We start from the raw sequence: 23,139 nt of genomic DNA, 5'->3' as shown, positions 1-23,139 counted from the left end.
TGCCATACGGGCCTGTTTTCGACGATTGCCCGTCCCCGAGGGGAGGGCTGGATAACTGCATCGCTCAACGGAGGATGATGATATGCGAAGCTTTGACCTTTCGCCGCTTTACCGTGCCACCGTCGGTTTCGACCGCGTGGCCGACATGATGGACCGGGTTCTGACCAATGATGTCGCCCAGTCGACCTATCCACCTTACAACATCGAAAAAACCTCGGACAACGGCTATCGGATTACCCTGGCCGTCGCCGGATTCACGGCCGACGAACTGTCGGTTGACGTGAAAGACAACGCGCTGATCATTGCCGCGCGCAAGGCGCCCGAGGAAGGTGAACGGACCTATCTGCATCGCGGCATCGCGACGCGTGCGTTCGAACGCCGCTTTCAGCTTGCCGACCATGTGAAGGTCAGCGGCGCCACCCATGCCGACGGCATGCTGCATATCGACCTTGTGCGGGAAGTACCCGAAGCGCTAAAGCCGCGCCGGATCGAGATTGCCAGTGGCGGTGCGATCGAGGCGCAGGCGGTCGAGGCGCAGGCCTGATCCTTTTCGCCAGAAGCTGAACTGAAACGCAGGGCGCGCGGCCATCGGGCCGCGCGCCTTTTCCATTGGCTGGGGCCGGTTTTATTCGGCCTTGCCGATCGACCAGAAGAAGGTCTCGCCCGAGCTGTCGTCGACACCGTCATTGTCGGTGGAAACGAAGATCTCGCCATCCGGCATGATCGCCAGACCTTCGATCTTGTCCACCACATAGCCGCCGAAGGATTGCAGATCGGGGATCAGGTCGCGCACCTCTTCCTTGTTGACCACCGGCAGATCGCCGCCCAGCGGCGCCGGTACCATCTCGGCGGCGGGGATGCGGTAGATCTTCTTGGTCACCGCGGCCGCGCCGATCTGGTTGTCACGCTCGATGACATAGAACCAGTCGCCATGCGCCACGATTTCCGAAAGGCCCGTCCAGCCTTTGGCGGGCTCGGCCTTGGGGTAAAGAACCGCGCCCCATTCCTGGGTGCCGGTGTTATAGGCGACCAGTTTCACGTGGTTCGCCGGATCATCGTTCCACTCGCGCTGAACCGCCATCCAGAGTGTGTCGCCAACCATGGTGACGCCCTCAAAGCCGAAGCGTTTCTCGACCGCCATCAATTCGGCCGGCAGGCCGATCTCTTTCTTGATTTCGCCCTTGGCGTTCACGTTGTAAAGCGCGTGCGGCACAACCCGGTCGGTCCGCCCTTCGGAGGCGACCCAGAAGCCGCCGTTGCCGTCCAGTGTGATGCCTTCCATGTCCAGCTTCTGCGCGGGCATGCCGGCGCGGGTGACATAGATGGCGTCGGTGATGCGGGCCGGAGTGGCGCCGACGTCGATCTTGAATATCGTGGGCTGATAGCCATAGAAGCTGTCGTTCACCGCCCAGACGGTGCTTTCGCCATCGGCGACCATGCCGGAAATCGCGCCCCAGCCGATCAGCCTGTCGGCGCCGGCCGATGTCAGCTGCGGATAGGCCGCCGGTGCATCCTGATATTCGTAAAGCATGACATGGCTGCGCACGCCGCCATCCTCGATCAGGTCGGCCTCGTTGGCGGACACCATCAGGTTGCGCGACGGGATCGCCACATAGCCTTCGGGCGCGATGCCCGAGGGCAGGATCTGCTTCAGCACCGGGGCGGCGGGATCGGTCACGTCATAGACGCCGACGACCGAGGCGCGCTCGGCGCCCACAAAGACCAGCGGCGTGCCGCCGAATGTGCCCACCTCGATCGACTCGGGCTCGATGCCTTTGGCGTCCGACCGCTTGTCGGGGTAGTGGCCGATCTGGATCACCGCCTGCTCGAAAGAGGTGCCGGATTCGTAAACCACGGTGCCGTCCTTGGCGAAGATCGTCCAGCCGCGCGAGCCGCCTTCGTAGTCACCTTCATTGGCGATGGCGAAATGGGTGTCGTCGATCCATTTCACCGCATCGGGTTCGCGTTTGCGGCCCGGCTGGCTTTCGGTGAAGAGCAGCGCGCCGCGCTCGTCGGTGGCGTCGACGCCTTCCAGATCAACCGTGCCGGCCGGGAAATGCGCGATGACGGTGCCGTCTTTCGCCACCACCGCCAGGTGGTTGTTCTCCTGCATCGTGACGACGGTTTCGCCCAGGCTGTTGACGTCGACGAATTCGGGCTCGGGGTCCGAAGGGGCAATCTCTGCCAGACCGGTCATGTCGACAGTCTTCAGGGTGCCGCAATCCAGCGCGCCATCCTTGACGCCGACCATCACCAGCGCCCCGGCGGGCATCTGCGGGATGACGCCATCGTTGAGGTCCTCATCGCGCTCGTTCTCGATCGCCACGGTGATAAAGCTGCCGTCCTTGGCCTTGGCCACCGAATCCGGCTGGCCGCCCAGATCGCAGGCGCCCAGTTCGGCCTTGGTGGTCAGGTCGATGGCTTTCAGAATGCCCGACGGGGCCACATAGCTTTCCGAGGTGTTCACGCCGACAAAGGCCACCTTGCCGATGATCGCCACAGAGGTCGGCTCGCCGCCCGTGTCGATATTGCCCAGCGGCTTTGGTGCCTTGGGATCGGTGATATCGACCAGGCCCAGCACGCCCAGCGGGCTGTCGGTATAGGCCAGCATCATGCCGTCATCGGTGGCGGCGATGATCTCGGCCGAGGTTTCGCGGCCCGTGTCCTCGCCCGCCGCCATGTTGGCGATGGTCGGAAAAGAGGCGATGCGGTTGAAATTCATTTCGGCGGTGGCGGCGCCAGCACTAAGCGCCAGTACCGAGGTGAGGCCCAGAAGGCGTGCGGTCATGGAATATGTCCCCCAAATGCAGTATTTTGCCTGATCGGATTGGCGATTTTCCATGACCGCCCGGTAACGTTTGAATGTCAGTTCTGTAAAATAGAGACGTCTCAGACCGACATGCAGATGTATTTCATCTCCAGGTAGTCCTCGATCCCGTGGCGCGAGCCTTCGCGGCCCAGACCGGACTGTTTCACGCCGCCGAATGGCGCCACCTCGGTCGAGATGATGCCGGTATTCACACCGACGATTCCGTACTCCAGCGCCTCGGCCACCTTGTAGACCCGGCTCAGATCCCGCGCATAGAAGTAAGATGCGAGACCGAAGATCGTGTCATTCGCCATCGCGATCACATCCTCGACAGTATCGAACTTGAACAGGGGGGCCAGCGGGCCGAAGGTTTCTTCGGTGGCGAATTGCATTGCCTGCGTGGCGCCCGTCACCACGGTGGGTTCGAAGAAGGTGCCGCCGTTGCCATGCCGCCGGCCGCCCCGCAGGATCGTCGCGCCCCTGGCGGTGGCGTCGGCCAGATGTTCCTCGACCTTCTGCACCGCCTTGTCAGTGATCAGCGGGCCCAGATCAGTGCCCTCCTGCAACCCGTCGCCCACCTTCAGCGCGGCCACCGCCTCTGCCAGTTTCGCGGCGAAGGCATCGTAGACGCCAGCCTGCACATAGATGCGGTTGGCGCAGACGCAGGTCTGGCCGTTGTTGCGGAACTTGCAGGCGATGGCACCGATCACGGCCTCGTCCAGATCGGCGTCGTCGAACACGATGAAGGGCGCGTTGCCGCCCAGCTCCATCGAACATTTCTTGACCTGATCCGCCGCCTGCCGCAACAGGATGCGCCCGACATTGGTGGAACCGGTGAAGGTGATCTTGCGCACCAGCGGGTTCTCGCAGAACTCCTGCCCGATCCCGGCGGCATCCGTTCCCGGAATGACCGAAAACAGCCCCTTCGGCAGCCCGGCCCGGTCGGCCAGCACCGCCAGCGCCAGCGCCGACAGTGGCGTTTCGGCGGCGGGCTTGGAGATGAAGGCACAGCCGGCGGCCAGCGCCGGGCCCGCCTTGCGGGTGATCATCGCGTTGGGAAAGTTCCATGGCGTGATCGCGCCGACCACGCCCACCGGCTGACGGATCACCATCAGCCGCTTGTCGGGCTGATGGCCGGGGATGGTCTCGCCATAGATGCGCTTGCCCTCTTCGGCGAACCATTCGATGAACGCAGCGCCATAGGCGATCTCGCCCTTCGCCTCGGCCAGCGGCTTGCCCATCTCGGCGGTCAGGATCGTGGCCAGATCATCCTGATGCGCCATCATCAGATCATACCAGCGCCGCAGGATTGTGGCGCGCTCCCTGGCGGTGCGGGCGGCCCAGTCCTTTTGCGCCACCTGCGCGGCGCCGATCGCGCGGGCGGTCTCGGCCCGGCCCAGATCGGGCACGGTGCAGATCACATCGCCGCGCGCCGGGTTGGTCACCTCGAACGTGGCGCCATTGTCGGCATCGGCCCATTCCCCGGCCAGATAGGCCCTCGTCTCCAGAAGGCCGGGATCGCGCAAAAGGCTGCGAAGTTCGGTTGCGGGCATCGGTCATCCTCCCCTTGGGTTACCCATGGCAAATCACGCGCCGCGGGCCTTGTCCAGCCGCCGCATCACCCGAACCTGTCCTGCCAGGTCGGCAGGCTGTCGCCCGGCGCCGGGGTCGCATGATAGACGCCGCGCGCGATGGCCCGGGCAAGGCAGGTGGCGGCTGCATGGCCAAGCTGCAGCGCATCGCGCGCCGGATCGGGCAGGGGCATGGCCCCGGTGGCGGCGGCGAACACCAGATCGCCGTCGAACTGTGTGTGGCTGGGCAGGATGGCCCGGGCCATCCCGTCATGCGCGGCAATCGCCACCCGCGCGGCCTGGGCTTGGGTCAGGGCCGCATCGGTCGCCACGATGGCGATCGTCGTGTTCCCGCCCTGATCCCCCTTGTACCGTGGTGTCCGGCCAGGGTCGTGGCGGCCATATCCCCGGCCGCCGAACTCCGCCCCCATCTCGAACGGCGCTGCCCAGAATTCCGGCCCGTCGCCCATCGTGACCGCCCCCACCGGGTTGACCGCAACCAGCGCGCCGACAGTCACACCACAGGCCAGCACCACGGAGGCCGAACCAAGGCCGCCCTTCAGATTGGCGGTGGTCGCACCGGTGCCCGCCCCCTTGGTGCCAAGCGCGAATGTCTCGCTGGCCTGATCCAGCGCCGCGCGCCCCAGCGCCCTGTAGGGGTTCTCCACCCAGTCCTTCGCGCCGCCGTTCATCAGATCGAACAGGATCGCGCCGGGCACGATCGGCACCGGCTGATCGCCCACCAAAAATCCGCGCCCCTGCTCGCGCAGCGCATCGGCCACCCCCGATCCCGCGTCCAGCCCGAAGGCAGAGCCCCCCGAAAGCACCAGCGCATCGACCTCCTGCACCAGCCGGTCGGGCTGCAACAGATCGGTCTCGCGTGTGCCGGGCGCGCCGCCCATGATATGCACCGCCGCCGTGAACGGCCTGTCGCCGATCAGAACGGTGACACCGGTCTTGATCTCCAGGTCTTCGGCATTGCCGACGCGCAGCCCGGGCACATCGGTGATCAGGTTGCGTGGCCCCTGTTGCATCTCGCGCATGCTCCTTCTTTTTCGTCCAAATATCCCGCGGGGTCCGGGGGCGCGAAGCCCCCGGCGCCCACCGCAAACGGCCCGCCGGGGATCAGCCCCCGGGCCGCGCCTCGCCGTCGCCCCGCCACCCTGCCGGAATCACCGGCGCCGCGGCAATCAGCATCTGCGTATAGGCATGCCGGGGCGCGCCGAACACCGCCTCGGTCGGCCCCTGCTCGACGATCTCGCCGGCCTTCATGACCATCACCCGGTCGGTGATGCTGCGTACGACACTCAGATCATGGCTGATGAACAGATAGGTCAGCCCGAACTCCGCCCGAAGCGCTGCCAGCAGATCCAGGATCTGCGCCCGCACCCGCACATCCAGTGCCGAGACGGCCTCGTCCAGAATGATCAGCTCCGGCCGGGTGATCAGGGCGCGGGCGATGGCGATGCGCTGGCGCTGGCCGCCGGAAAACTCATGGATGAACCTGTCCGCATCCGAAGGCCGCAGCCCGACCGCCTCAAGCGCCGCGTCGATCCGCGCCCCGGCATCGTCGGGGCGCCCGGCAAGGTGGAACGGCTCGGCGATCAGCCGCCGCACCCGGTGGCGCGGATTGAAGCTGCCATAGGGGTCCTGAAACACCACCTGCATCTTGCGCCGCATATGCGCCGGCATCGGCTCGCCCGCGTGCACCGCTTCGCCATCCAGCCGGATCTCGCCGCCCTGCAGCGGCTCCAGCCCCAGAATGGCACGGGTCAGGGTGGATTTGCCGCACCCGGATTCGCCAACCAGCCCCAGGCTTTCGCCACGCCGGATGTCGAAGCTGACCTCGTTGACCGCGCGAAAGGGCGGCGGCCGCCGCAAAAGCGCCGCGCGGGGCCGGGGATATTCCCGAATCACGCCGTGAACACGCAAAAGCGGGCCCTCCTGCGGCACGGCAGTCTGCGGGGGGCGGTGGCCGGAGGCCTCGAACAGCTGCCGGGTGTAGGGGTGGCGCATGTGGCGAAACAGTTCTTCGGTCGGGCCCTGTTCGACGATCCTGCCCTGCTGCATCACCGCCAGATCATCGGCCATGCCCGCCACCACCGCCAGATCGTGGGTGATCAGCAGAAGGCCCATCTGCTCCTGCTCCACCAGTTCCTTCAGCAGATCCAGAATCTGCGCCTGTGTGGTCACGTCCAGCGCCGTGGTGGGCTCGTCGGCGATCAGCAGTTCGGGGCGCAGGGCGATGGCCATGGCGATGCAGACCCGCTGCCGCTGCCCGCCCGAAAGCGCGTGCGGATAGCGCGACAGCGGGAATTTCGCGGCGGGCAGGCCGACCCTGTCCAGCCGTTCGCGCGCCATCGCCAGCGCCTCGTGGCGGTTGGCCCGGCCATGGATCACCAGCGTTTCGGCCACTTGTTCGCCGATTGTCTGAACCGGGTTCAGCGCGGTCATCGGCTCCTGAAAGATCATGCCGATGCGGTTGCCGCGAATGGCGCACATCCCGCGTTCGGGCAGCGACAGCAGATCGGTATCGCCCATCATCGCCCGCCCGCTCAGCGTGCTGCCCTCGGGCGCCAGTTGCAGCAGCGCCAGCGCCGTCAGCGATTTGCCAGAGCCGCTTTCGCCGACCAGCCCGAACACCTTGCCCGGCGCCACGCGGAACGTGACATCGCGCAGGATCGGCTGGCCGTGGATCGCCAGCGAAAGCCCTTCGACCGCGATCATTCGCGCGCCCTCCGCAGGCGGGGGTCCAGCGCGTCGCGCAGCCCGTCGCCCATCAGGTTCAGCCCCAGAACCATGCCGACGATCGCCAGCCCCGGCAGGATCGCAAGGCGCGGCGCGGTGTAGATCATCGTCTGCGCATCGGCCAGCATCCGGCCCCAGCTCGGCGTCGGCGGCTGCGCGCCAAGCCCGACGTATGACAGGCCCGCCTCGGCCAGAATGCCGAGCGAAAACTGGATGGTGCCCTGCACGATCAGCAGGTTCAGGATGTTGGGCAGGATATGCTCGGCACTGATGCGCAGCGCGTTCTTGCCCGCAACGCGCGCGGCGAGGATATAGTCGAGCGTCCAGATCGACAGCGCGCCGCCGCGGGTGACGCGGGCGAAGACCGGGATGTTGAATATGCCGATCGCCAGAATCGCGTTCAGCGCCGAAGGCCCGAAGACGGCGGTGATCAGGATGGCGATGACAAGCGAAGGGAAGGCGAAGATCAGGTCATTGCCGCGCATGATGATCTCGTCCAGCAGGCTGCCCCGGCGCGCGGCGGCGGCAAGGCCCAGCGGCACCCCCGCCGCCACGCCGATGCCCACCGCCACCAGCGCCACCGCGATCGAGGTGCGCGCGCCGACCATCAGCATCGACAGGATGTCGCGGCCGAAGTGATCCGTGCCCAGCAGGTAGCGGGCCGAGGGCGGCTTCAGCCTGTCGGCGATGCTCAGCGTGCTCACCTCATGCGGCACCCACAGGAACGAGGCCGCTGCCGCCAGCACGAACAGCCCCGACAGGATGGCGCCGATTATCAGTTGCACCGGCCATCTCATCGCCGGTGCCTCAGGCGCGGATCGGCCGCGGCATAGGCCAGATCGACAAGGAACGTCACAAGGATCACCGCGAAGACCAGCAGCATCACCACACTTTCCACCACCACGAGATCGCGCTGGGTGATGCCCTGAAAGATCAGCCGCCCCAGACCGGGCAGGAAGAACACGTTTTCGATGATGATCGCCCCGGCCAGCAGGAACGAGAATTGCAGCCCGATGATCGTCAGCACCGGGATCAGTGCGTTGCGCAGCGCATGGCGGGTGATCGCCTGACGGCGCGACAGGCCCTTGGCCCGCGCGGTGCGGATGTAATCCTGCCCCAGCGTTTCGATCAGCGCCGAGCGCATGACCCGCGCCAGGATCGAGGCCTGCGGCAGGGCAAGCGACACGGCCGGCAGGGTCAGCGCCTTGAGCGCCGCAAAGGCGCCCGCCTCCCAGCCGGGAAAGCCGCCGGCCGAGAACCAGCGCAGGTTCACCGCAAAGACCAGCACCAGCAGCATGGCAAACCAGAAATTCGGCACCGCCACGCCCAGCTGGGTGGCCGCCATGATGCCGTAATCGGCGGGCCTGCCCCGCCGCGACGCCGCGATCAGCCCGATGGGGAAGGCGATGAGCGTCGACAGACCGAGCGCGTAGAGCGCGAGCGGCAGCGAAACCCAGAGCCGTTGCAGCACCAGTTGCGACACCGGCACCCGGTAGGTGTAGGATTGCCCGAAATCGCCCGTCACCATGCCGCCGACCCATGACAGATAGCGCGCGGCGCGCGAGCCGTTCAGGCCCAGCTCGTCGCGCAGGGCGGCCACCGCCTCGGGCTCGGCGTTGAGCCCGAGCATGAAGGCCGCCGGATCGCCGGGAACAACCTCGATCACCGCGAAGATCACGAGGCTCGCGGCGATCAGGCTGAGGCCGAGGGAAACAAGGCGTGTGGCGGCGAAGCGAAGCATGTGCCGGAGGTTAGAGAGGGACCGCCCCGCGCGCCAGAGCGATTGCGCCTCGGGCGGGAACGGAAAAAGGGCGCCGTAATATCGGCGCCCTTCCCCGAATGCCCGCGTAGGGTGTCACTCCTCCCAGGTAACACCCGTCAGGTCATTCGCCTGTGTGGGCGCGTTCTCCCATAGGCCCTTTATCTTGGCATTGGCGACCCCGGTCTTGGCAAGCTGAAAAAGATAACCGTTGACATAATCCATCGCGATTTTTCCCTGCGCGGCTTTCAGAAGGCCCGAACGTGCCTCTGGCGCCGAGGTGTTATCCAGCAGCGCCAGCAGCGCCTGAAAGCCCAGGTCGTCATACTGGAAATAGTAATCCGGCCGGGCGTAGATGCCGATATCCATCGGTTCGGTATGGCTGACGATGGTCAGATCGAAATCCTTGCCCCGGAACGCCTGCTCCAGCCATTGCGCCCATTCCATGTTGGTGATCTCGGTCGTGATCCCGATCTCGCGCAGCTGGGCCGCGATGATCTCGCCGCCGCGCCGGGCATAGGTGGGCGGCGGCAGGGCCATGCGCAGGGTCAGATCCGACACGCCGGCCGCTTTCAGCAGGGCCTTCGATTTCTCGGGGTCATAGGCCGAGATGCCGGTCAGGTCGATATAGTCGGGGTTATGCGGCGCGAAATGGGTGCCGATGGGGGTGCCATAGCCGAACATCGCGCCGTCGATGATATCCTGCCGGTTGATGGCATGGGCGACGGCGGCACGCACGCGCACGTCATCCAGCGGCTTTTGCTTGTTGTTCATCGCCAGCACCGTCTCGCCCTCGGTCGAGCCGACGATGACGGTGAAGCGCGGATCGGCCTTGAACTGCTCCAGCGTTTCGGGCGCCGGGAACACCGGGAAGGCATCCACATCGCCCGCCATCATCGCGGCGAAGGCGGCGTTGGGATCGGAGATGAACCGGAACGTGGCTTTCGATAGGGCGGGGGCGGCGCCCCAGTAATCGGGGTGACGCTCTAGTTCTATCCGGTCGCCCTGGACCCAGCGGGCGAGCTTGAACGGCCCGGTGCCGACGGGCGCGGCGGCGTTGGTTTCGGCGCTTTCGGGGGCCACGATCACCGCATCGCCCCAGGCCATCTTGAACGCAAAGCCGCCATCGGGGGCGGACAGGGTGATGCGAACCGTCAGCGGATCGATGACCGCGACATCGGCGATCCCGGCAAAGAGCGCCTTCTGCGCATTGGTCGAATCCTCCGCCCGGGCGCGATCGAGCGAGAATTTCACATCCCCGGCATCCATCGCGGTGCCATCGTGGAATGTCACGCCGGGCGCCAGGTGGAAGGTATAGGTCAGGCCGTCTTCGCTGATGTCCCAGCTGCGCGCGAGGCCGGGGATGATCGCGCCATCGGCGGCGAAGCGGGTGAGGCCTTCGAAGATGTTGGCATAGGTTACTTCGTCGATCGCGGCGGCGGCGCCGCCTGTCGGGTCGAGGTTGGGCGGCTCCAGCTGCATACCCAGCGTGATCGTATCCTGTGCGGCAAGGGCGGGGCCCGCGCCCAGGGCCAGTGCCGCCGCCGTCATCCGGATGATGCGCATTTCATGTCTCCCTTTTCGGTCCGCGCTGGGCGCGGCTTTGCCGACATGAAACGCCGGGCGGGCCTGCAAAGCAAGCATCTTGCATGTGCAATATCGGCGTGGAGGGCAACAGCGGGCTGGCTTTTCCGCGCCGCGGCGGTATAACGCGCCCCACATTTCGGCAGCCGTGGGAGGAGAGCCGTTGAGCGCGACGACGAAACTGAAGGTGCCGACGCCGGCGGATATCGTGGCACGGAAGGGCGGGGCGCCGCTGGTCTGCCTGACCGCCTATACCACGCCGGTGGCGCAGCTGACCGATCCGCATTGCGACATCGTTCTGGTGGGGGACAGCGTGGGCATGGTGCTGCACGGGCTGCCTTCGACCCTTGGTGTGACAATGGAGATGATGGTGTTGCACGGGCAGGCCGTCGCGCGCGGGCTGTCGCGCGCCATGATGGTGGTCGACATGCCCTTCGGATCTTACGAGGAAAGCCCCGGGCAGGCATTTCGCAATGCAGCTGCGCTGGTGGCGGAAACGGGCTGCGCCGCGGTCAAGCTGGAGGGCGGGGTCGAGATGGCGCCGACGATCCGCCATCTGACCCGCCGCAGCATCCCGGTGATGGCGCATATCGGGCTGACGCCGCAGGCGATCAATACGCTGGGCGGCTACCGCGTGCAGGGCCGGGGCGAGGATGCGGCGCGGGTGCTGGCCGATGCCGATGCCGTGGCCGATGCCGGCGCGTTCTCGGTGGTGCTGGAGAAGGTGCCCGAGCGGCTTGCCGACGAGATCACCGCGCGGCTTGCGATTCCGACCATCGGCATCGGCGCGTCGGCCGGGTGCGACGGTCAGATTCTGGTGGTGGATGACATGCTCGGCCTGTTTACCGCGTTCAAACCCAAGTTCGCCAAGCGCTATGCCATGCTGGGCGCGGATGCCGACAAGGCCATCGCGGCCTATGCCGAAGAAGTGCGCGCCCGCAGTTTCCCCGCGCCCGAGCACCTGTTCGGCGACGCCCTGCCGGAGGCAAAGGAATGACCACACCGATCCTGCGCCAGCGGGCCGATCTGCGCGGCGTGACGGCCGAATGGCGCCGCGCGGGCGAACGGGTGGCGGTGGTGCCCACCATGGGCGCACTGCATGAGGGGCATCTGAGCCTTGTGAAGGCGGCCCGGGCCGCGGCAGACCGGGTGATCGTGACGATCTTCGTCAATCCCCGGCAGTTCAACAATGCGCAGGATCTGGAAAGCTATCCCAGGACAGAGCAGGAAGACGCCCGCAAGCTGGCGCCGTTTTCGGTGGATGCGCTTTACGTGCCGGATCTGGATCAGGTCTATCCTGACGGGTTTTCGACCAATATCAGCGTTTCGGGTGTCAGCGAGGGGCTGTGCGGCGCCAACCGGCCCGGGCATTTCGACGGGGTGGCGACGGTTGTAACCAAGCTGTTCCTGCAAACCGGCGCCGATCTGGCATTTTTCGGCGAGAAGGATTTTCAGCAGCTTCAGGTGGTGACGCGGCTGGCGCGCGATCTGGATGTTCCGGTGCAGGTCACCGGCTGCCCGACCGTGCGCGAGGCGGACGGGCTGGCGCTGTCATCGCGCAACCTCCGGCTGTCGGCCCGGGCGCGCGGCATCGCGCCGGCGCTGTTCGCGGCGATGTCGGCGGCGGCAGGCCGGATCGCGGCGGGCGCGCCGGTTGCCTCTGAGCTGGATCGGGCGAAGGCCGAGATCCTCAAGGCGGGGTTCGCCGAGGTGGAATACCTCGAACTGCGTGCCGAAGACGGGCTCGCGCCCCTGCCAGCGCTGACCGCCCCCGCGCGCCTGCTGGCAGCGGCGTGGCTTGACGGGGTGCGGCTGATCGACAATATCCCGGCGGCGCCGGCGGGCTGAGCGCGCGCGGGAAAGAGTTTCATGCCTCCGGCGGGGATATTTCGGGAAAGATGAAGGATCAGCCGGTCAGCAATTCGGCGAGGGTGAGCGCCATGACCTTGGCGCTGTCCAGCATGTCATCGATGCCGACCCATTCATCGGGCTGATGCGCCAGATCCAGAATGCCGGGGCCATAGGCGATGCAGTTCTTCAGCCGCCCGATCCTGTCGATATGTTTCTGGTCATAGGTGCCGGGCGAGACGACATAGGCGGGCTGTTTCGCCAGCACTTTCTCGATGGCCTCGGCCACGGTCTTCACCACCGGCGCGTCGCGTTCCGTCATTGTCGGCTGCACTTCGAAGAGGTCGCGGATTTCGTACTGGAAGCTCGGGCGCTGTGCCTTTACCCGCTCGAGCAGCGCAGTGACCTCACGCTTCACCTCGGTGACATCCTCTTCGATCAGGAACCGGCGGTCGAGGATGATGCGGCAACGGTCGGCGACGCAGGGCGCGGGCAGGCCGGTATAGCCGGGCTCCTGCTCGGGCTCGCCACCGTGGATGGAGTTGATGTTCAGCGTTGATTGCCGGGCGCCTTCGGGGACGACTGGCATGGCCGTGTGTTTGGTGGCCAGCAGCGGATAGAGAGTCTGCTCGATTTCCTCCAGCACCGCGCCCATGTGGCGGATGGCGCTGTCGCCAAGGAAGGGCATCGAGCCGTGGGCGATGCGCCCCTTGGTTTCGATCTCGGCCCACCATACGCCGCGGTGGCCCAGGCAGATACGGTCTTTGTTCAGCGGCTCGGGGATGATGACATGCTGCACCCGCGACGGATCGAAGTAGCCTTTTTCGGCCAGATGGGCCACGCCGCCGTAGCCGCCCGATTCCTCGTCCGCCGTGGCGGAGATTTCCACGGCGCCGGTATAGTTGGGGCAGGTTGCGATGAAGGCCTCGGCCGCGATGACGGAGGCCGCCAGACCCCCTTTCATGTCGCAGGCGCCCCGGCCATAGATCCGCCCGTCCTTCATGACGCCTTCAAAGGGATCAACGCTCCAGCCATGGCCGATCTCGACCACGTCGTGGTGTGAGTTGAAATGCACGCATTCGCCGGGCCGCGCGCCTTCGTGGCGGGCGATGATGTTCCAGCGGGGGTGTTTGGAGCTGTCGGCGGGGGTGCCTTCGGCGCGGACCAGTTCCACGCCGAACCCCGACCGCGCAAGCCGCTCGGCGAGATAGCCGCAGATCTCGCGGTAGTTCAGTCCCGGCGGGTTGAGGGTGGGGATGCGGATCAGATCCCGGCAAAGCGCCACCAGATCATCGCGCCGTGCGTCCACCGCCGTTTGCAGCCTGTATTCGATTGCGTCGCCCATGGCGAAACCCTAGCGGGCGGGCGACGGAGCGGCAAGGCCGCGGCGTGCGGCGGAATAGGCGGTGGACAAGACGGGCCGCCGGACGGCACAGTTCACTGAGTTGATGGAAGGATGGCGCATGCTTGGGTTGATACGCCTTGCCGTTGCCGGGTTTGTCGGGCTGACTGTGGTCTATGTGGTGGTCTCGCTCTATTCGCGCTCGGTGCGACGGGAGAGGCTGGAAGAGCGCGCCGCGGAAAAGATTGCCGAAGGAGACCTTGAGGAATCACGGCGAGAGGCCTTTATCGAAAAAGGAATGCGCGACTACGAAGAATCCCTTCGCCGCAAGCTGATCCTGGGGGTCTTCGTGGTGCCGGTGATTGCCGTGATCGCAATTGTTGTTGCGACGAATTTCATGTGAGGAACCGATGCGCTACGTCAAATGGACTGTCCTGACCCTGCTGGGGCTCTTTGTTTTCGGCTTCCTGCACTACACGCTGCCGCAGCGCGATATCGTGCGGATCGTGAATACCGATGTCCGGCGGATCGATTTCGGCGAGAACTCGATCTTCTGGGCATCGCCCGACGTGGGAACCGACACCACGAGCGCGAACCGCGATGTGCGTTTCATCGAGGCGATCCGCCCCAATGGCAAGCCCATCGTCTATCGCAATGAAGATACCGGCTGGGGCTGGCCACCCTATTTCAAGCTCGACAGTTCCAACCTTCAGGCCGAAGCGCGCGACATGGTGTCCACCTCCGACAATCCGAAATGGGTGGCGCTGAAACACTATGGGTGGCGCAGCGAATTCCTGACCATCTACCCGAACGCTGTGGGCGTGAAACAGGTCGCGGGGCCGGATGTGCGGCTGATCCCCTGGACCAGCCTGTTCGTTCTGATACTGCTGGCGCTGGCGCTTGTTTTCCTGTGGCGTCTCTGGGCGCAATTCCGCGAGCGCACCATTGACCCGCTTCTGGAAGATGTCGAGGAAACCTGGGATGCGGTGGATGACCGCGCCGATGCCGCGCGCGACCGTGCCAAAGGCTGGTGGGGGCGCATGCGCGACCGCCTGTCCGGAGCAAGAAAACCGCCGCACAAGTAAACGCCGGCCCCTTCATCTTTCCCTAAATATCCCCGCCGGAGGCAATAATGTTTTTCCGGTGCGCCGTGAGATTTCTTGCCTCCGGCGGGGATATTTTAAGAAAGATGAAACCAATATCAGGTGGTGTCGGACCTGCGGTACAGGCGGGGACGCCGATGGCCGTGAAAGGTGAAGGCACCCTGTCCGGCCAGAGCGGGGCAGGGTGTTTTCTATTCGCCGTAGGGGATCCAGATATTCTGCACTTCGGTCGCGGCGCGCAGGAATTCGCGGCCTTCGCCTTCGTCGGTCACCCAGTCGCGGGAGCGGGCGTTGTTGACCCAGCTGCGCTTGAGGTTGCCTGCGGCGGCCTTCTCGATGACCGCCGACAGGTCGGATGAGGAGAACGACCAGATCGCATCCACATCCAGATGGCCCGCGAGCGGCGGGGCCAGTTCCGCATGGCTGCCTGTGACGATGTTCACCACGCCGCCCGGCAGGTCGGATGTGTCGAGCACCTGATAGAAGTCGGTGGCGGCCAGCGGATAGGGTTCCGACGGGATCAGGACGCAGGTGTTGCCCATGGCGATGGCGGGGGCCATGACCGAGACGAGGCCCAACAGCGGCGCGTCGTCGGCACAGAGCGCGCCGATGACCCCGACGGGTTCGTGCATCGCCAGAGCCACGCCGCGGATCGGTACGGAGTGGACGGCGCCGTCGTATTTGTCGGCCCAGGCGGCATAGGTGAAAAGCCGCGCGATGGCGGCGTCGACTTCGGCCTGCGCCGTCTTGCCGTGCTGGCCGGTCAGGCTGCGCAGGCGGTCGGCGAATTCGCCGCGCCGGGCCGACAGGTTTTCGGCGATGAAATAGAGGATCTGCGCGCGCAGGTGGCCGGTGGTCTTGCCCCACCCGGAGGCTTTGCGGGCGGTTTCCACCGCGTTGCGGATGTCCTTGCGGCTGCCGAGGCCCATATGCCCGAGCAGGCGGCCCCGCGGGCCGAAGACCGGGCGCGAGTAGCCGCCATCGGGCCGGGCCTGCTTGCCGCCGATATAGAGTTTGGCGGTCCGGTCGAGCGGGTCGGCGATTTCGGGCTCTTCGGCTTTGGCTTCGGGCAGGACGGGTTTCAGCGGCTTGCTGGCGCGGGCGGGTTTGAGATAGGCGTGGATGCCTTCCCAGCCGCCTTCGCGGCCGAAACCGCTTTCGCGCATGCCGCCAAAGCCGGCGGCGGCGTCGAACAGGTTGGTGGCGTTGATCCAGACGACGCCGGCCACCAGTTTCGGCGCGATGTCCAGCGCGAGGTTGATGTTCTCGGTCCAGACGCTGGCGGCCAGGCCGTAGCGGGTGTTGTTGGCAAGCTGCACCGCCTCGTCCGGTGTGCGGAAGGTGCAGCCGACCAGAACGGGGCCGAAGATTTCCTCCTGCATCAGGCGGGCGGCCGGCGACAGGCCGGTGATCAGCGTGGGCGGGTAGAAACAGCCCTGATCGGGCAGGGGGCAGCGGGCGTGATAGACCGTACCCTCTGGCCCGGCCTCGGCGACCATCGCGGTGATCCGCTCAAGCTGGACCGGGTCGACGACGGCGCCCACGTCGATGCATTTGTCCAGCGGGTCGCCCAGGCGCAGGCCGTCCATCCGGGCGCGAAGCTTGTCGTAGAATCGTTCGGCGATACCTTCCTGCACCAGAAGACGCGAGCCGGCGCAGCAGACCTGGCCCTGGTTGAACCAGATCGCATCGACCAGCCCTTCGACGGCGCTGTCGATGTCGGAATCCTCGAACACGATGTAGGGGGATTTGCCGCCCAGCTCCAGCGTCAGCGCCTTGCCGCTGCCTGCGGTGGCTTCGCGGATCTTGCGGCCGACCTCGGTCGAGCCGGTGAAGGCGATCTTGTCGATGCCGGGGTGGTTCACGATCATTTCGCCCACCGCGCCATCGCCGGTGACGATGTTCACCACGCCCTTGGGCAGGCCGGCTTCGCGGCAGATATCGGCGAAGAGCAGCGCGGTGAGCGAGGTGTATTCGGCCGGTTTCAGCACCACCGTATTGCCCGCCGCCAGCGCCGGGGCCACCTTCCACGCCAGCATCAGCAGCGGGAAGTTCCACGGGATGATCTGGCCGCAGACGCCCAGCGGTTCATGCCCCGGCAGTTCGGTTTCCATCAGCTGGGCGAGACCCGCGTGGTAATAGAAGTGCCGGTGCACCAGCGGGATGTCGATATCGCGGCTTTCGCGGATCGGCTTGCCGTTGTCGAGCGTTTCCAGCACCGCGAAAAGGCGTGCGTGTTTCTGGATCAGCCGTGCCAGCGCGTAAAGATACTTGGCCCGCTCGTGGCTGGACAGGCGGGCCCATTTGCCCTGCGCCTTGCGGGCGGCGGCTACGGCGGCGTCAACGTCTTCGGTGCTGGCCTGTGACAGCGTGGCCAGAACCTCGCCGGTGGCGGGGTTGCGGCTTTCGAACCCGTCGCCGGGGGCGGTGAAGCCGCCGCCGATGAAATGGCCGAACCGGTCGCCGCCATCCACCAGCCAGGCCAGCGCCTCGGCCGCGCTTTCGGGGGCGGGGCCATAGTCCATGGTGCTGAAAATCTCGGAAACGGTCATGGCGTCATCCCATCGGGTGGCGGTAGCCGGCCGAATACTGGCCGGTGACATGGTGTTCAAGCTGACGCTCGATATCGCCCAGAAGCGACGAGGCGCCGAAGCGGAACAGATCGGGCTGGAGCCAGCGCGTGCCCAGCTCATCCTTCAGTAGCGCGAGGTAGTTCAGCGCGTCCTTGGCCGTGGAAATGCCCCCGGCGGGTTTGTAGCCGACGCGGTGGCCGGTGCGCTGATGATAGTCGCGGATGGCGCGGATCATCACGAGCGACACCGGCAGGGTGGCATTGACGCTTTCCTTGCCGGTGGAGGTCTTGATGAAATCCGCCCCCGCCATCATGCAGACCAGGCTGGCGCGGGCGACGTTGCGCAGGGTGCCAAGCTCTCCGGTGGCCAGGATCGCCTTTACATGGGCGTCGCCGCAGGCCTCGCGGAAGAGGCGCATCTCGTCATAGAGGGCCTGCCAGTCGCCGGTGAGCACGTGGCGGCGGGAAATCACGATGTCGATTTCGGCCGCCCCGGCCTTAACGCTTTCGCGGATCTCCTGCACCCGCAGCGGAAAGGGCGACAGGCCCGCGGGAAAGCCGGTGGAAACAGCGGCGACGGGGATTCCCGTGCCCCTCAGCGCCTCGACAGCGGGCTCGATCATCGCGTGATAGACACAGACGGCGCCGGTGTGGATCGGCCCCATGCCGAGCGCCTCGAGCAGATCGGCACGCACCGGTTGCCGCGCCTTGGCGCACAGGCGGCGGACGCGCCCCGCGGTATCATCGCCTGCCAGCGTCGTGAGGTCGATCAGGGTAATGGCCTTCAGCAGCCACGCCGCCTGATAGTCTTTCTTCACCGACCGCCGGCCGGGCAGCGAGGCGGTGCGGCGTTCGATGGCCGACGTGTTGGCCTGCACGCCCTTCACCCAATCCATGTCCAGCGCCATTCCGGGGTTGCGCGCATGGCTGAGCTGCGGCAGCGACCCGGCGCCGGTGGCGGTGGCCTGAAGGGTTTTGGGGTCGGTCTGCACGGTACCTCGCCTCCCGTCCGTTGCCTTGGGAAGGTCGCATGGGGCGGGGCGGATGGCAAGACGGGCCGCAGGGTCAGAGGGTCAGGAAATAGGGATCATGCGCCTGCCAATAGGCCATAAGCTCGGCAGCGGTGGCGTGGGGCAGGCCGAGCGCCTCCATCGCGTAAAGGTCGGTTCCCAGGATCGCGGCAAGCCGCAGCGCATGGTCGGCGGCGGGACGTGAGGGGCTGCCGGGGGCAAAGAATTCCTCGATCGTCGAGGCGGCGGCGACAAGCGCGAAGATCAGTGCCAGGGGTGACGCGTCCGGCGCCTCGCGGGCGAGGTCGCGCACCACATGGCGCCATCCGTCAGGGCCTTTCAGCAGCGCCTCGAGCGCGGCGCGGGTCAGTTGATCGACCGGGGCTTCAGGCATTGCCAAACGCACCGCCCCCCGGCTTTGCCACCGTCACCGGCCCACCTCGCACTGGCAGGGCGAACAACGTCGGGCATGGTCGGAAAATCGGGCCATATGCATTCCCTCTATTGAATATATATTGCCCGGCGGGATGTATCGCGGGCAGAAATATGTTGTTCTCGAGCAGGGACGGATGATCGTCCACCCGGAATTATGGCCGAAGTTTGCAGGAGCCCGGCAATGTTGAAAGTGATTTTTTTTCTGGCCGCCGTTTTCGCGGGGGCGGTTGCCCGGGCGGAGATCCTCGAACTGCGGCCGCAGGCCATCACCGAATGGAAAGCGGTCTATGGCGAGGTCGAGCCGCGCGACCTGATCCCGGCGCGGGCCCGGATCGGGGGCACCGTGGTGGATCTGGACGTGACGGCGGGAGACATGGTCACGGCAGGCGCGCGTGTGGCCGTGGTGGTGGACGACAAGCTGACCTTTCAGCGCGATGCGATCGACGCGCAACTCGGATCGTTGCGCACCCAGCTTGTCACCGCGCGGGCGGATCTGCTGCGCGGCGAATCGCTGCGCGAGCGCGGCGTGATCACCGTTCAGCGGCTGGAGCAGTTGCAGACGGCGGTGGATGTGCTGGACGGCCAGATCAAGGGCGCCGAGGCCGAGCGGCTTGTGATCGAACAGCAGGTGGCCGAGGGCGCGGTGCTGTCACCCGTGGCGGGGGTCGTGCTGTCGGTGCCGGTGGCCCGCGGGTCGGTGATCACGCCGGGAGAGGAGGTCGCCCGGATCGGTGGCGGCGGCGTGTTCCTGCGGCTGGCCCTGCCGGAGCGCCACGCGGCAACCCTGGTGGTGGGCGACGAGATTGCCATCGGCACTGATGGCGATGGCCAGACCGGGCGGCTGGCCAAGGTATATCCGCAGATCGAGGGCGGCCGGGTTCTGGCCGATGTCGAGGTTGCCGGGCTCGACGACCGTTTTGTCGGCCGCCGCGTGCCGGTTCGCCTGCCTGTCGGTACGCGCCAGGCTCTGCTGGTGCCCAAGGACGCGGTGACGCATCGCGCGGGCCTGGATTTCGTGACGGTTGAGACCAGCACGGGCGCGGTGCAGCGCGCCGTCGTTCCGGGCCAGGAAACGATGCGTGACGGCGCGGTCTGGCTGGAAATCCTGTCGGGCCTGCGCGCGGGCGACAAGGTGGTGCACGGCGATGAGTGAGCGCGCGGATCAGGGCGTGCCGCTGGGCATCGCCGGGCGGCTGACACGTGGCTTCATCGCCTCGCCGCTGACGCCGCTGTTCTTGCTGGCGTCGCTGGCCGTTGGCCTGATCGCGCTGATGGCCCTGCCGCGCGAGGAAGAGCCGCAGATTTCCGTGCCGCTGGTGGGCATCCATGTGCAGGCCGCCGGGCTGAACGCCGAGGATGCGGTCAAGCTGATCACCGAGCCGCTGGAGACCATCGTCAAGGGTATCGACGAGGTCGAACATGTCTATTCCTCGACCCGCGACGATCAGGTGATGGTGACCGCCCGCTTCACGGTCGGCCTGCCGTCGGATACGGCCATCCTGCGGGTGCGCGACAAGATATTGTCGAACCTCGACCGTATCCCCAAGGGCGTCCCGCAGCCGCTTGTGGTGGGGCGCGGTATCAATGACGTTGCCATCGTCGCGCTGACCTTCGCGCCGGCGCCGGGGCAGGGCGGGGTGACCGCCGCCGGCCTGACCCGCATCGCGCGCGAGGTCGAGGTGGAACTGGCCAAGATCGAGGATGTCGGGCTGACCTATATGGTCGGCGGAACCGAAGAGGCGCTGCGGATCGCGCCCGATCCCGAAAAGCTGGCGCTTTACGGTGTCACGCTGCAACAGCTTGCCGGCAAGATCGAGGGCGCCAACAGTGCGGCCCCCGCCGGGCTGGTGCGCGACGCGGGCGAACAGATCGGGCTGGTTCTGGGCAAAACCCTGAAAGCGCCCGAGGAAATCGGCAATCTGGAGGTTGCGGCACGGGACGGGCGCACCGTTTATGTACGCGATCTGGCCGAAGTCGGCTTTGTCTCCGATCTGGACGAACACCATGTGGCCAGCCTGCGGCGCGATGCCGATGGCACCGTGTTCCGCACGCCCGCCGTTACCCTGGCGCTGGCCAAGCGGGCGGGGGCGAATGCCGTGCTGGTGGCCGAGAACATCCTGCATCAGGTGCATCTCATGGAGGGGCGCACCATCCCCGACAGCGTCACTGTCGAGTTGACGCGCGACTATGGCGAGACCGCCAATGAAAAGGCCAACGAACTGCTGTTCCACCTCGGGCTGGCGACCGTTTCCATCGTTGCGCTGGTGCTGTTCGCCATCGGCTGGCGCGAGGCGCTGGTGGTGGCCGTGGTGATCCCGGTCACGATTCTGCTCACGCTGTTTGCCGCCTATATCATGGGCTACACGCTGAACCGCGTCTCGCTGTTCGCGCTGATCTTTTCCATCGGCATTCTGGTGGACGACGCCATCGTGGTGATCGAGAACATCGCGCGGCACTGGGCGAAGGACCCGCACAAGACGCGGCTGGACGGTGCCGTGGCGGCGGTGGCGGAGGTGGGCAACCCCACCATCGTCGCCACGCTGACGGTGGTGGTCGCGCTGCTGCCGATGCTGTTCGTGTCGGGCATGATGGGCCCCTACATGAGCCCGATTCCAGCCAACGCCTCGGCGGCGATGATCTTTTCCTTTTTCGTGGCGGTGATCATCACGCCCTGGCTGATGCTGAAAATCGCGGGCCGCGCACCGTTGCATCACGGCGAAGGGGCGCAGGCCGGGGGGCGGCCGGGCGTGTTTTATGCGGCAATCGCCCGCCCGCTGCTGCGGCGCAAATCGACCAGCGCGCTGTTTTTGCTGATGGTCGTGGTGCTTTCCTTCGGATCGCTCGGCGCGCTTTACACGCGGGACGTGACCGTGAAGCTGCTGCCCTTCGACAACAAATCCGAACTGTCCATCGTCATCGACCTGCCCGAAGGCGCCTCGACCGAGGCGACCGACGCGGTGGCGCAGGATGCCGCGCGGGTGGCGCTGCAACTGGCCGAGGTGGTCTCGGCGCAGACCCATGCGGGCACCGCCGCGCCGTTCAACTTCAACGGCCTCGTGCGCCATTATTTCCAGCGCCAGACGCCGGAACTGGGCGAGGTGCAACTGAACCTGAAACCCAAGAGCGAACGGAATCGCGCCAGCCACGACATCGCACTGGAATTGCGGCGGATGCTGGAGGCGCAGATGGATGCGCCGCCCGGCACCACGACGAAAGTGGTGGAGCCGCCCCCCGGCCCGCCGGTCATTTCGACGCTGCTGGCCGAGGTTTACGGCCCAGATCCCGACACCCGCCGCGCCGTGGCGACCCGGGTGCGCGCCGCGTTCGAAGAGGTGCCCTTCGTGGTGGATGTCGATGACAGTTTCGGCATCCGGCCGCGCCGCCTGCGGGCCGAACTTTCGCCCGGCGATCTGGATTTCTTCCGTGTGCAGGAAGCCGACGCGCTGCAAACCCTGCAACTGCTGAACGGCGAGACGACGGTGGGCTATTCCCATCGCGGCGAAGGGCGGCAGCCCATTCCCATCGTGATGAGCCGCGACAGGGCCGACCGGGTGATGGACGAGCGCGCCCTCTCCACGCCGGTGCCCGCCAATGCCTTGCCCGGCGGGCGCGGGGTGGTGGAACTGGGCGATGTGGTGACGCTGACGCAGGAGTACGCGTCCTTCCCGATCTTCCGCCACAACGGCCGCTTTACAGAGATGGTCACCGCCGAGCTGGCCGGGGATTTCGAAGCGCCGCTTTACGGCATGATGGCGGTGCGGGAAAAGCTGGACGCGATGGATTGGGCCGGGCTGGACAAGCCCCGGATCAGCCTGCACGGCCAGCCGCAGAGCGAGGCCGCCCCGACCCTTCTGTGGGATGGCGAATGGGAGGTCACATGGGTGACGTTCCGCGACATGGGCGCGGCCTTTGGCGTGGCGCTTCTGGGGATCTACATTCTGGTGGTGGCGCAGTTCGGATCGTTCCGCCTGCCGCTGGTGGTGCTGACGCCGGTGCCGCTGACCTTTCTGGGCATCATGCTGGGGCACTGGCTGTTCAGCGCGCCGTTTTCGGCCACCTCGATGATCGGCTTCATCGCGCTGGCGGGGATCATCGTGCGCAACTCGATCCTGCTGGTGGATTTCATCCGCCATGCCGATCCCGGTCGGAAGGTCAGTGTCGACACGCTGATCGAGGCGGGGGCGACGCGGTTCAAGCCGATCCTGCTGACCGCGATCGCGGCGATGATCGGCGCGGCGGTGATTCTGGCCGACCCGATCTTTCAGGGGCTGGCGATATCTCTCCTGTTCGGTCTGGCGTCTTCGACCGCGCTGACGGTGCTGGTGATTCCGGCGATCTACCGGTTGTTCAAGACCTGA

18 protein-coding genes are annotated in these 23,139 nt (G+C 66.2%); 7 read left to right on the top strand and 11 right to left on the bottom strand.

The genetic code is table 11. From position 1 onward, the window contains the following. Positions 1-82 precede the first annotated feature (82 nt). The gene (locus TQ29_RS14600; protein ID WP_054539752.1) at positions 83-544 is read left to right on the top strand and encodes an Hsp20 family protein; all 462 of its coding nucleotides are present in this window, start codon (positions 83-85) and stop codon (positions 542-544) included. Positions 545-625: 81 nt separating this feature from the next. Here the strand turns inward: TQ29_RS14600 and TQ29_RS14595 are convergent, their stop codons facing one another. The 7 genes from TQ29_RS14595 to TQ29_RS14565 form a co-directional block, all read right to left on the bottom strand. Continuing rightward, positions 626-2,788, bottom strand: a complete 2,163-nt coding sequence (locus TQ29_RS14595) for an esterase-like activity of phytase family protein (protein WP_054540465.1) — start codon at positions 2,786-2,788, stop codon at positions 626-628. Positions 2,789-2,889: 101 nt separating this feature from the next. Beyond that, positions 2,890-4,362 carry an NAD-dependent succinate-semialdehyde dehydrogenase gene (locus tag TQ29_RS14590; protein WP_054539751.1) on the bottom strand — a complete coding sequence of 491 codons (1,473 nt, stop codon included), beginning with the start codon at positions 4,360-4,362 and terminating at the stop codon, positions 2,890-2,892. Between the two features lie 65 nt (positions 4,363-4,427). Next, positions 4,428-5,414 carry a P1 family peptidase gene (locus TQ29_RS14585; RefSeq protein WP_054540464.1) on the bottom strand — a complete coding sequence of 329 codons (987 nt, stop codon included), beginning with the start codon at positions 5,412-5,414 and terminating at the stop codon, positions 4,428-4,430. A gap of 91 nt (positions 5,415-5,505) precedes the next feature. Next, positions 5,506-7,107, bottom strand: a complete 1,602-nt coding sequence (locus TQ29_RS14580) for an ABC transporter ATP-binding protein (RefSeq protein WP_054539750.1) — start codon at positions 7,105-7,107, stop codon at positions 5,506-5,508. Then, entirely contained in the window at positions 7,104-7,925 is an 822-nt protein-coding gene (locus tag TQ29_RS14575) for an ABC transporter permease (RefSeq protein ID WP_037209395.1), read from the bottom strand. The genes TQ29_RS14580 and TQ29_RS14575 overlap by 4 nt, the downstream gene beginning before the upstream one ends. Then, positions 7,922-8,869, bottom strand: a complete 948-nt coding sequence (locus TQ29_RS14570) for an ABC transporter permease (RefSeq protein WP_037209397.1) — start codon at positions 8,867-8,869, stop codon at positions 7,922-7,924. Before TQ29_RS14570 ends, TQ29_RS14575 begins: the two co-directional genes overlap by 4 nt. A 114-nt stretch (positions 8,870-8,983) precedes the next feature. Then, positions 8,984-10,453 (bottom strand): ABC transporter substrate-binding protein, encoded by a 1,470-nt coding sequence (locus TQ29_RS14565; RefSeq protein WP_054539749.1) that lies wholly within the window; start codon positions 10,451-10,453, stop codon positions 8,984-8,986. 181 nt (positions 10,454-10,634) lie between these two features. Between TQ29_RS14565 and panB the strand changes: the two genes are divergently transcribed. After that, positions 10,635-11,468, top strand: coding sequence for a 3-methyl-2-oxobutanoate hydroxymethyltransferase (gene panB, locus TQ29_RS14560; protein WP_054539748.1), 834 nt, complete (start codon positions 10,635-10,637; stop codon positions 11,466-11,468). Further along, positions 11,465-12,319 (top strand): pantoate--beta-alanine ligase, encoded by an 855-nt coding sequence (gene panC, locus TQ29_RS14555; RefSeq protein ID WP_054539747.1) that lies wholly within the window; start codon positions 11,465-11,467, stop codon positions 12,317-12,319. The genes panB and panC overlap by 4 nt, the downstream gene beginning before the upstream one ends. Before the next feature lie 58 nt (positions 12,320-12,377). Here panC and TQ29_RS14550 read toward each other — a convergent pair whose 3' ends face one another. Then, positions 12,378-13,664, bottom strand: a complete 1,287-nt coding sequence (locus TQ29_RS14550) for an acetylornithine deacetylase/succinyl-diaminopimelate desuccinylase family protein (RefSeq protein WP_054539746.1) — start codon at positions 13,662-13,664, stop codon at positions 12,378-12,380. A gap of 61 nt (positions 13,665-13,725) precedes the next feature. Here TQ29_RS14550 and TQ29_RS14545 point away from each other — a divergent pair, with 61 nt between their 5' ends. After that, entirely contained in the window at positions 13,726-14,064 is a 339-nt protein-coding gene (locus tag TQ29_RS14545; protein ID WP_369817411.1) for a hypothetical protein, read from the top strand. Positions 14,065-14,071: 7 nt separating this feature from the next. Beyond that, complete coding sequence (locus TQ29_RS14540) at positions 14,072-14,746, top strand: DUF1523 family protein (protein WP_054539745.1); 675 nt, start codon at positions 14,072-14,074, stop codon at positions 14,744-14,746. Positions 14,747-14,955: 209 nt separating this feature from the next. On the opposite strand, the gene TQ29_RS14535 is transcribed toward TQ29_RS14540, so the two are convergent. The 3 genes from TQ29_RS14535 to TQ29_RS14525 form a co-directional block, all read right to left on the bottom strand. Further along, a complete protein-coding gene (locus TQ29_RS14535; protein ID WP_054539744.1) occupies positions 14,956-17,316 on the bottom strand; it encodes an aldehyde dehydrogenase family protein in 2,361 nt (786 codons plus the stop codon). 4 nt (positions 17,317-17,320) lie between these two features. Continuing rightward, positions 17,321-18,328 carry a deoxyribose-phosphate aldolase gene (deoC, locus tag TQ29_RS14530; protein ID WP_255353439.1) on the bottom strand — a complete coding sequence of 336 codons (1,008 nt, stop codon included), beginning with the start codon at positions 18,326-18,328 and terminating at the stop codon, positions 17,321-17,323. A 73-nt stretch (positions 18,329-18,401) separates the two neighbouring features. After that, positions 18,402-18,740: a hypothetical protein gene (locus tag TQ29_RS14525; protein ID WP_054539743.1), complete on the bottom strand. Its 339-nt coding sequence runs from the start codon at positions 18,738-18,740 to the stop codon at positions 18,402-18,404. A 222-nt stretch (positions 18,741-18,962) separates the two neighbouring features. Between TQ29_RS14525 and TQ29_RS14520 the strand changes: the two genes are divergently transcribed. Together TQ29_RS14520 and TQ29_RS14515 are read left to right on the top strand one after the other, a co-directional pair. Next, positions 18,963-19,934, top strand: a complete 972-nt coding sequence (locus TQ29_RS14520) for an efflux RND transporter periplasmic adaptor subunit (RefSeq protein ID WP_054539742.1) — start codon at positions 18,963-18,965, stop codon at positions 19,932-19,934. Further along, the gene (locus tag TQ29_RS14515) at positions 19,927-23,139 is read left to right on the top strand and encodes an efflux RND transporter permease subunit (protein ID WP_054539741.1); all 3,213 of its coding nucleotides are present in this window, start codon (positions 19,927-19,929) and stop codon (positions 23,137-23,139) included. Before TQ29_RS14520 ends, TQ29_RS14515 begins: the two co-directional genes overlap by 8 nt.

Source organism: Actibacterium sp. EMB200-NS6, from assembly GCF_001305615.1.
GTDB classification, from domain to species: domain Bacteria; phylum Pseudomonadota; class Alphaproteobacteria; order Rhodobacterales; family Rhodobacteraceae; genus Actibacterium_A; species Actibacterium_A naphthalenivorans.
The sequence above is the reverse complement of the archived record's forward strand: the minus strand, read 5'-3'. Positions and strand labels throughout refer to the sequence as shown.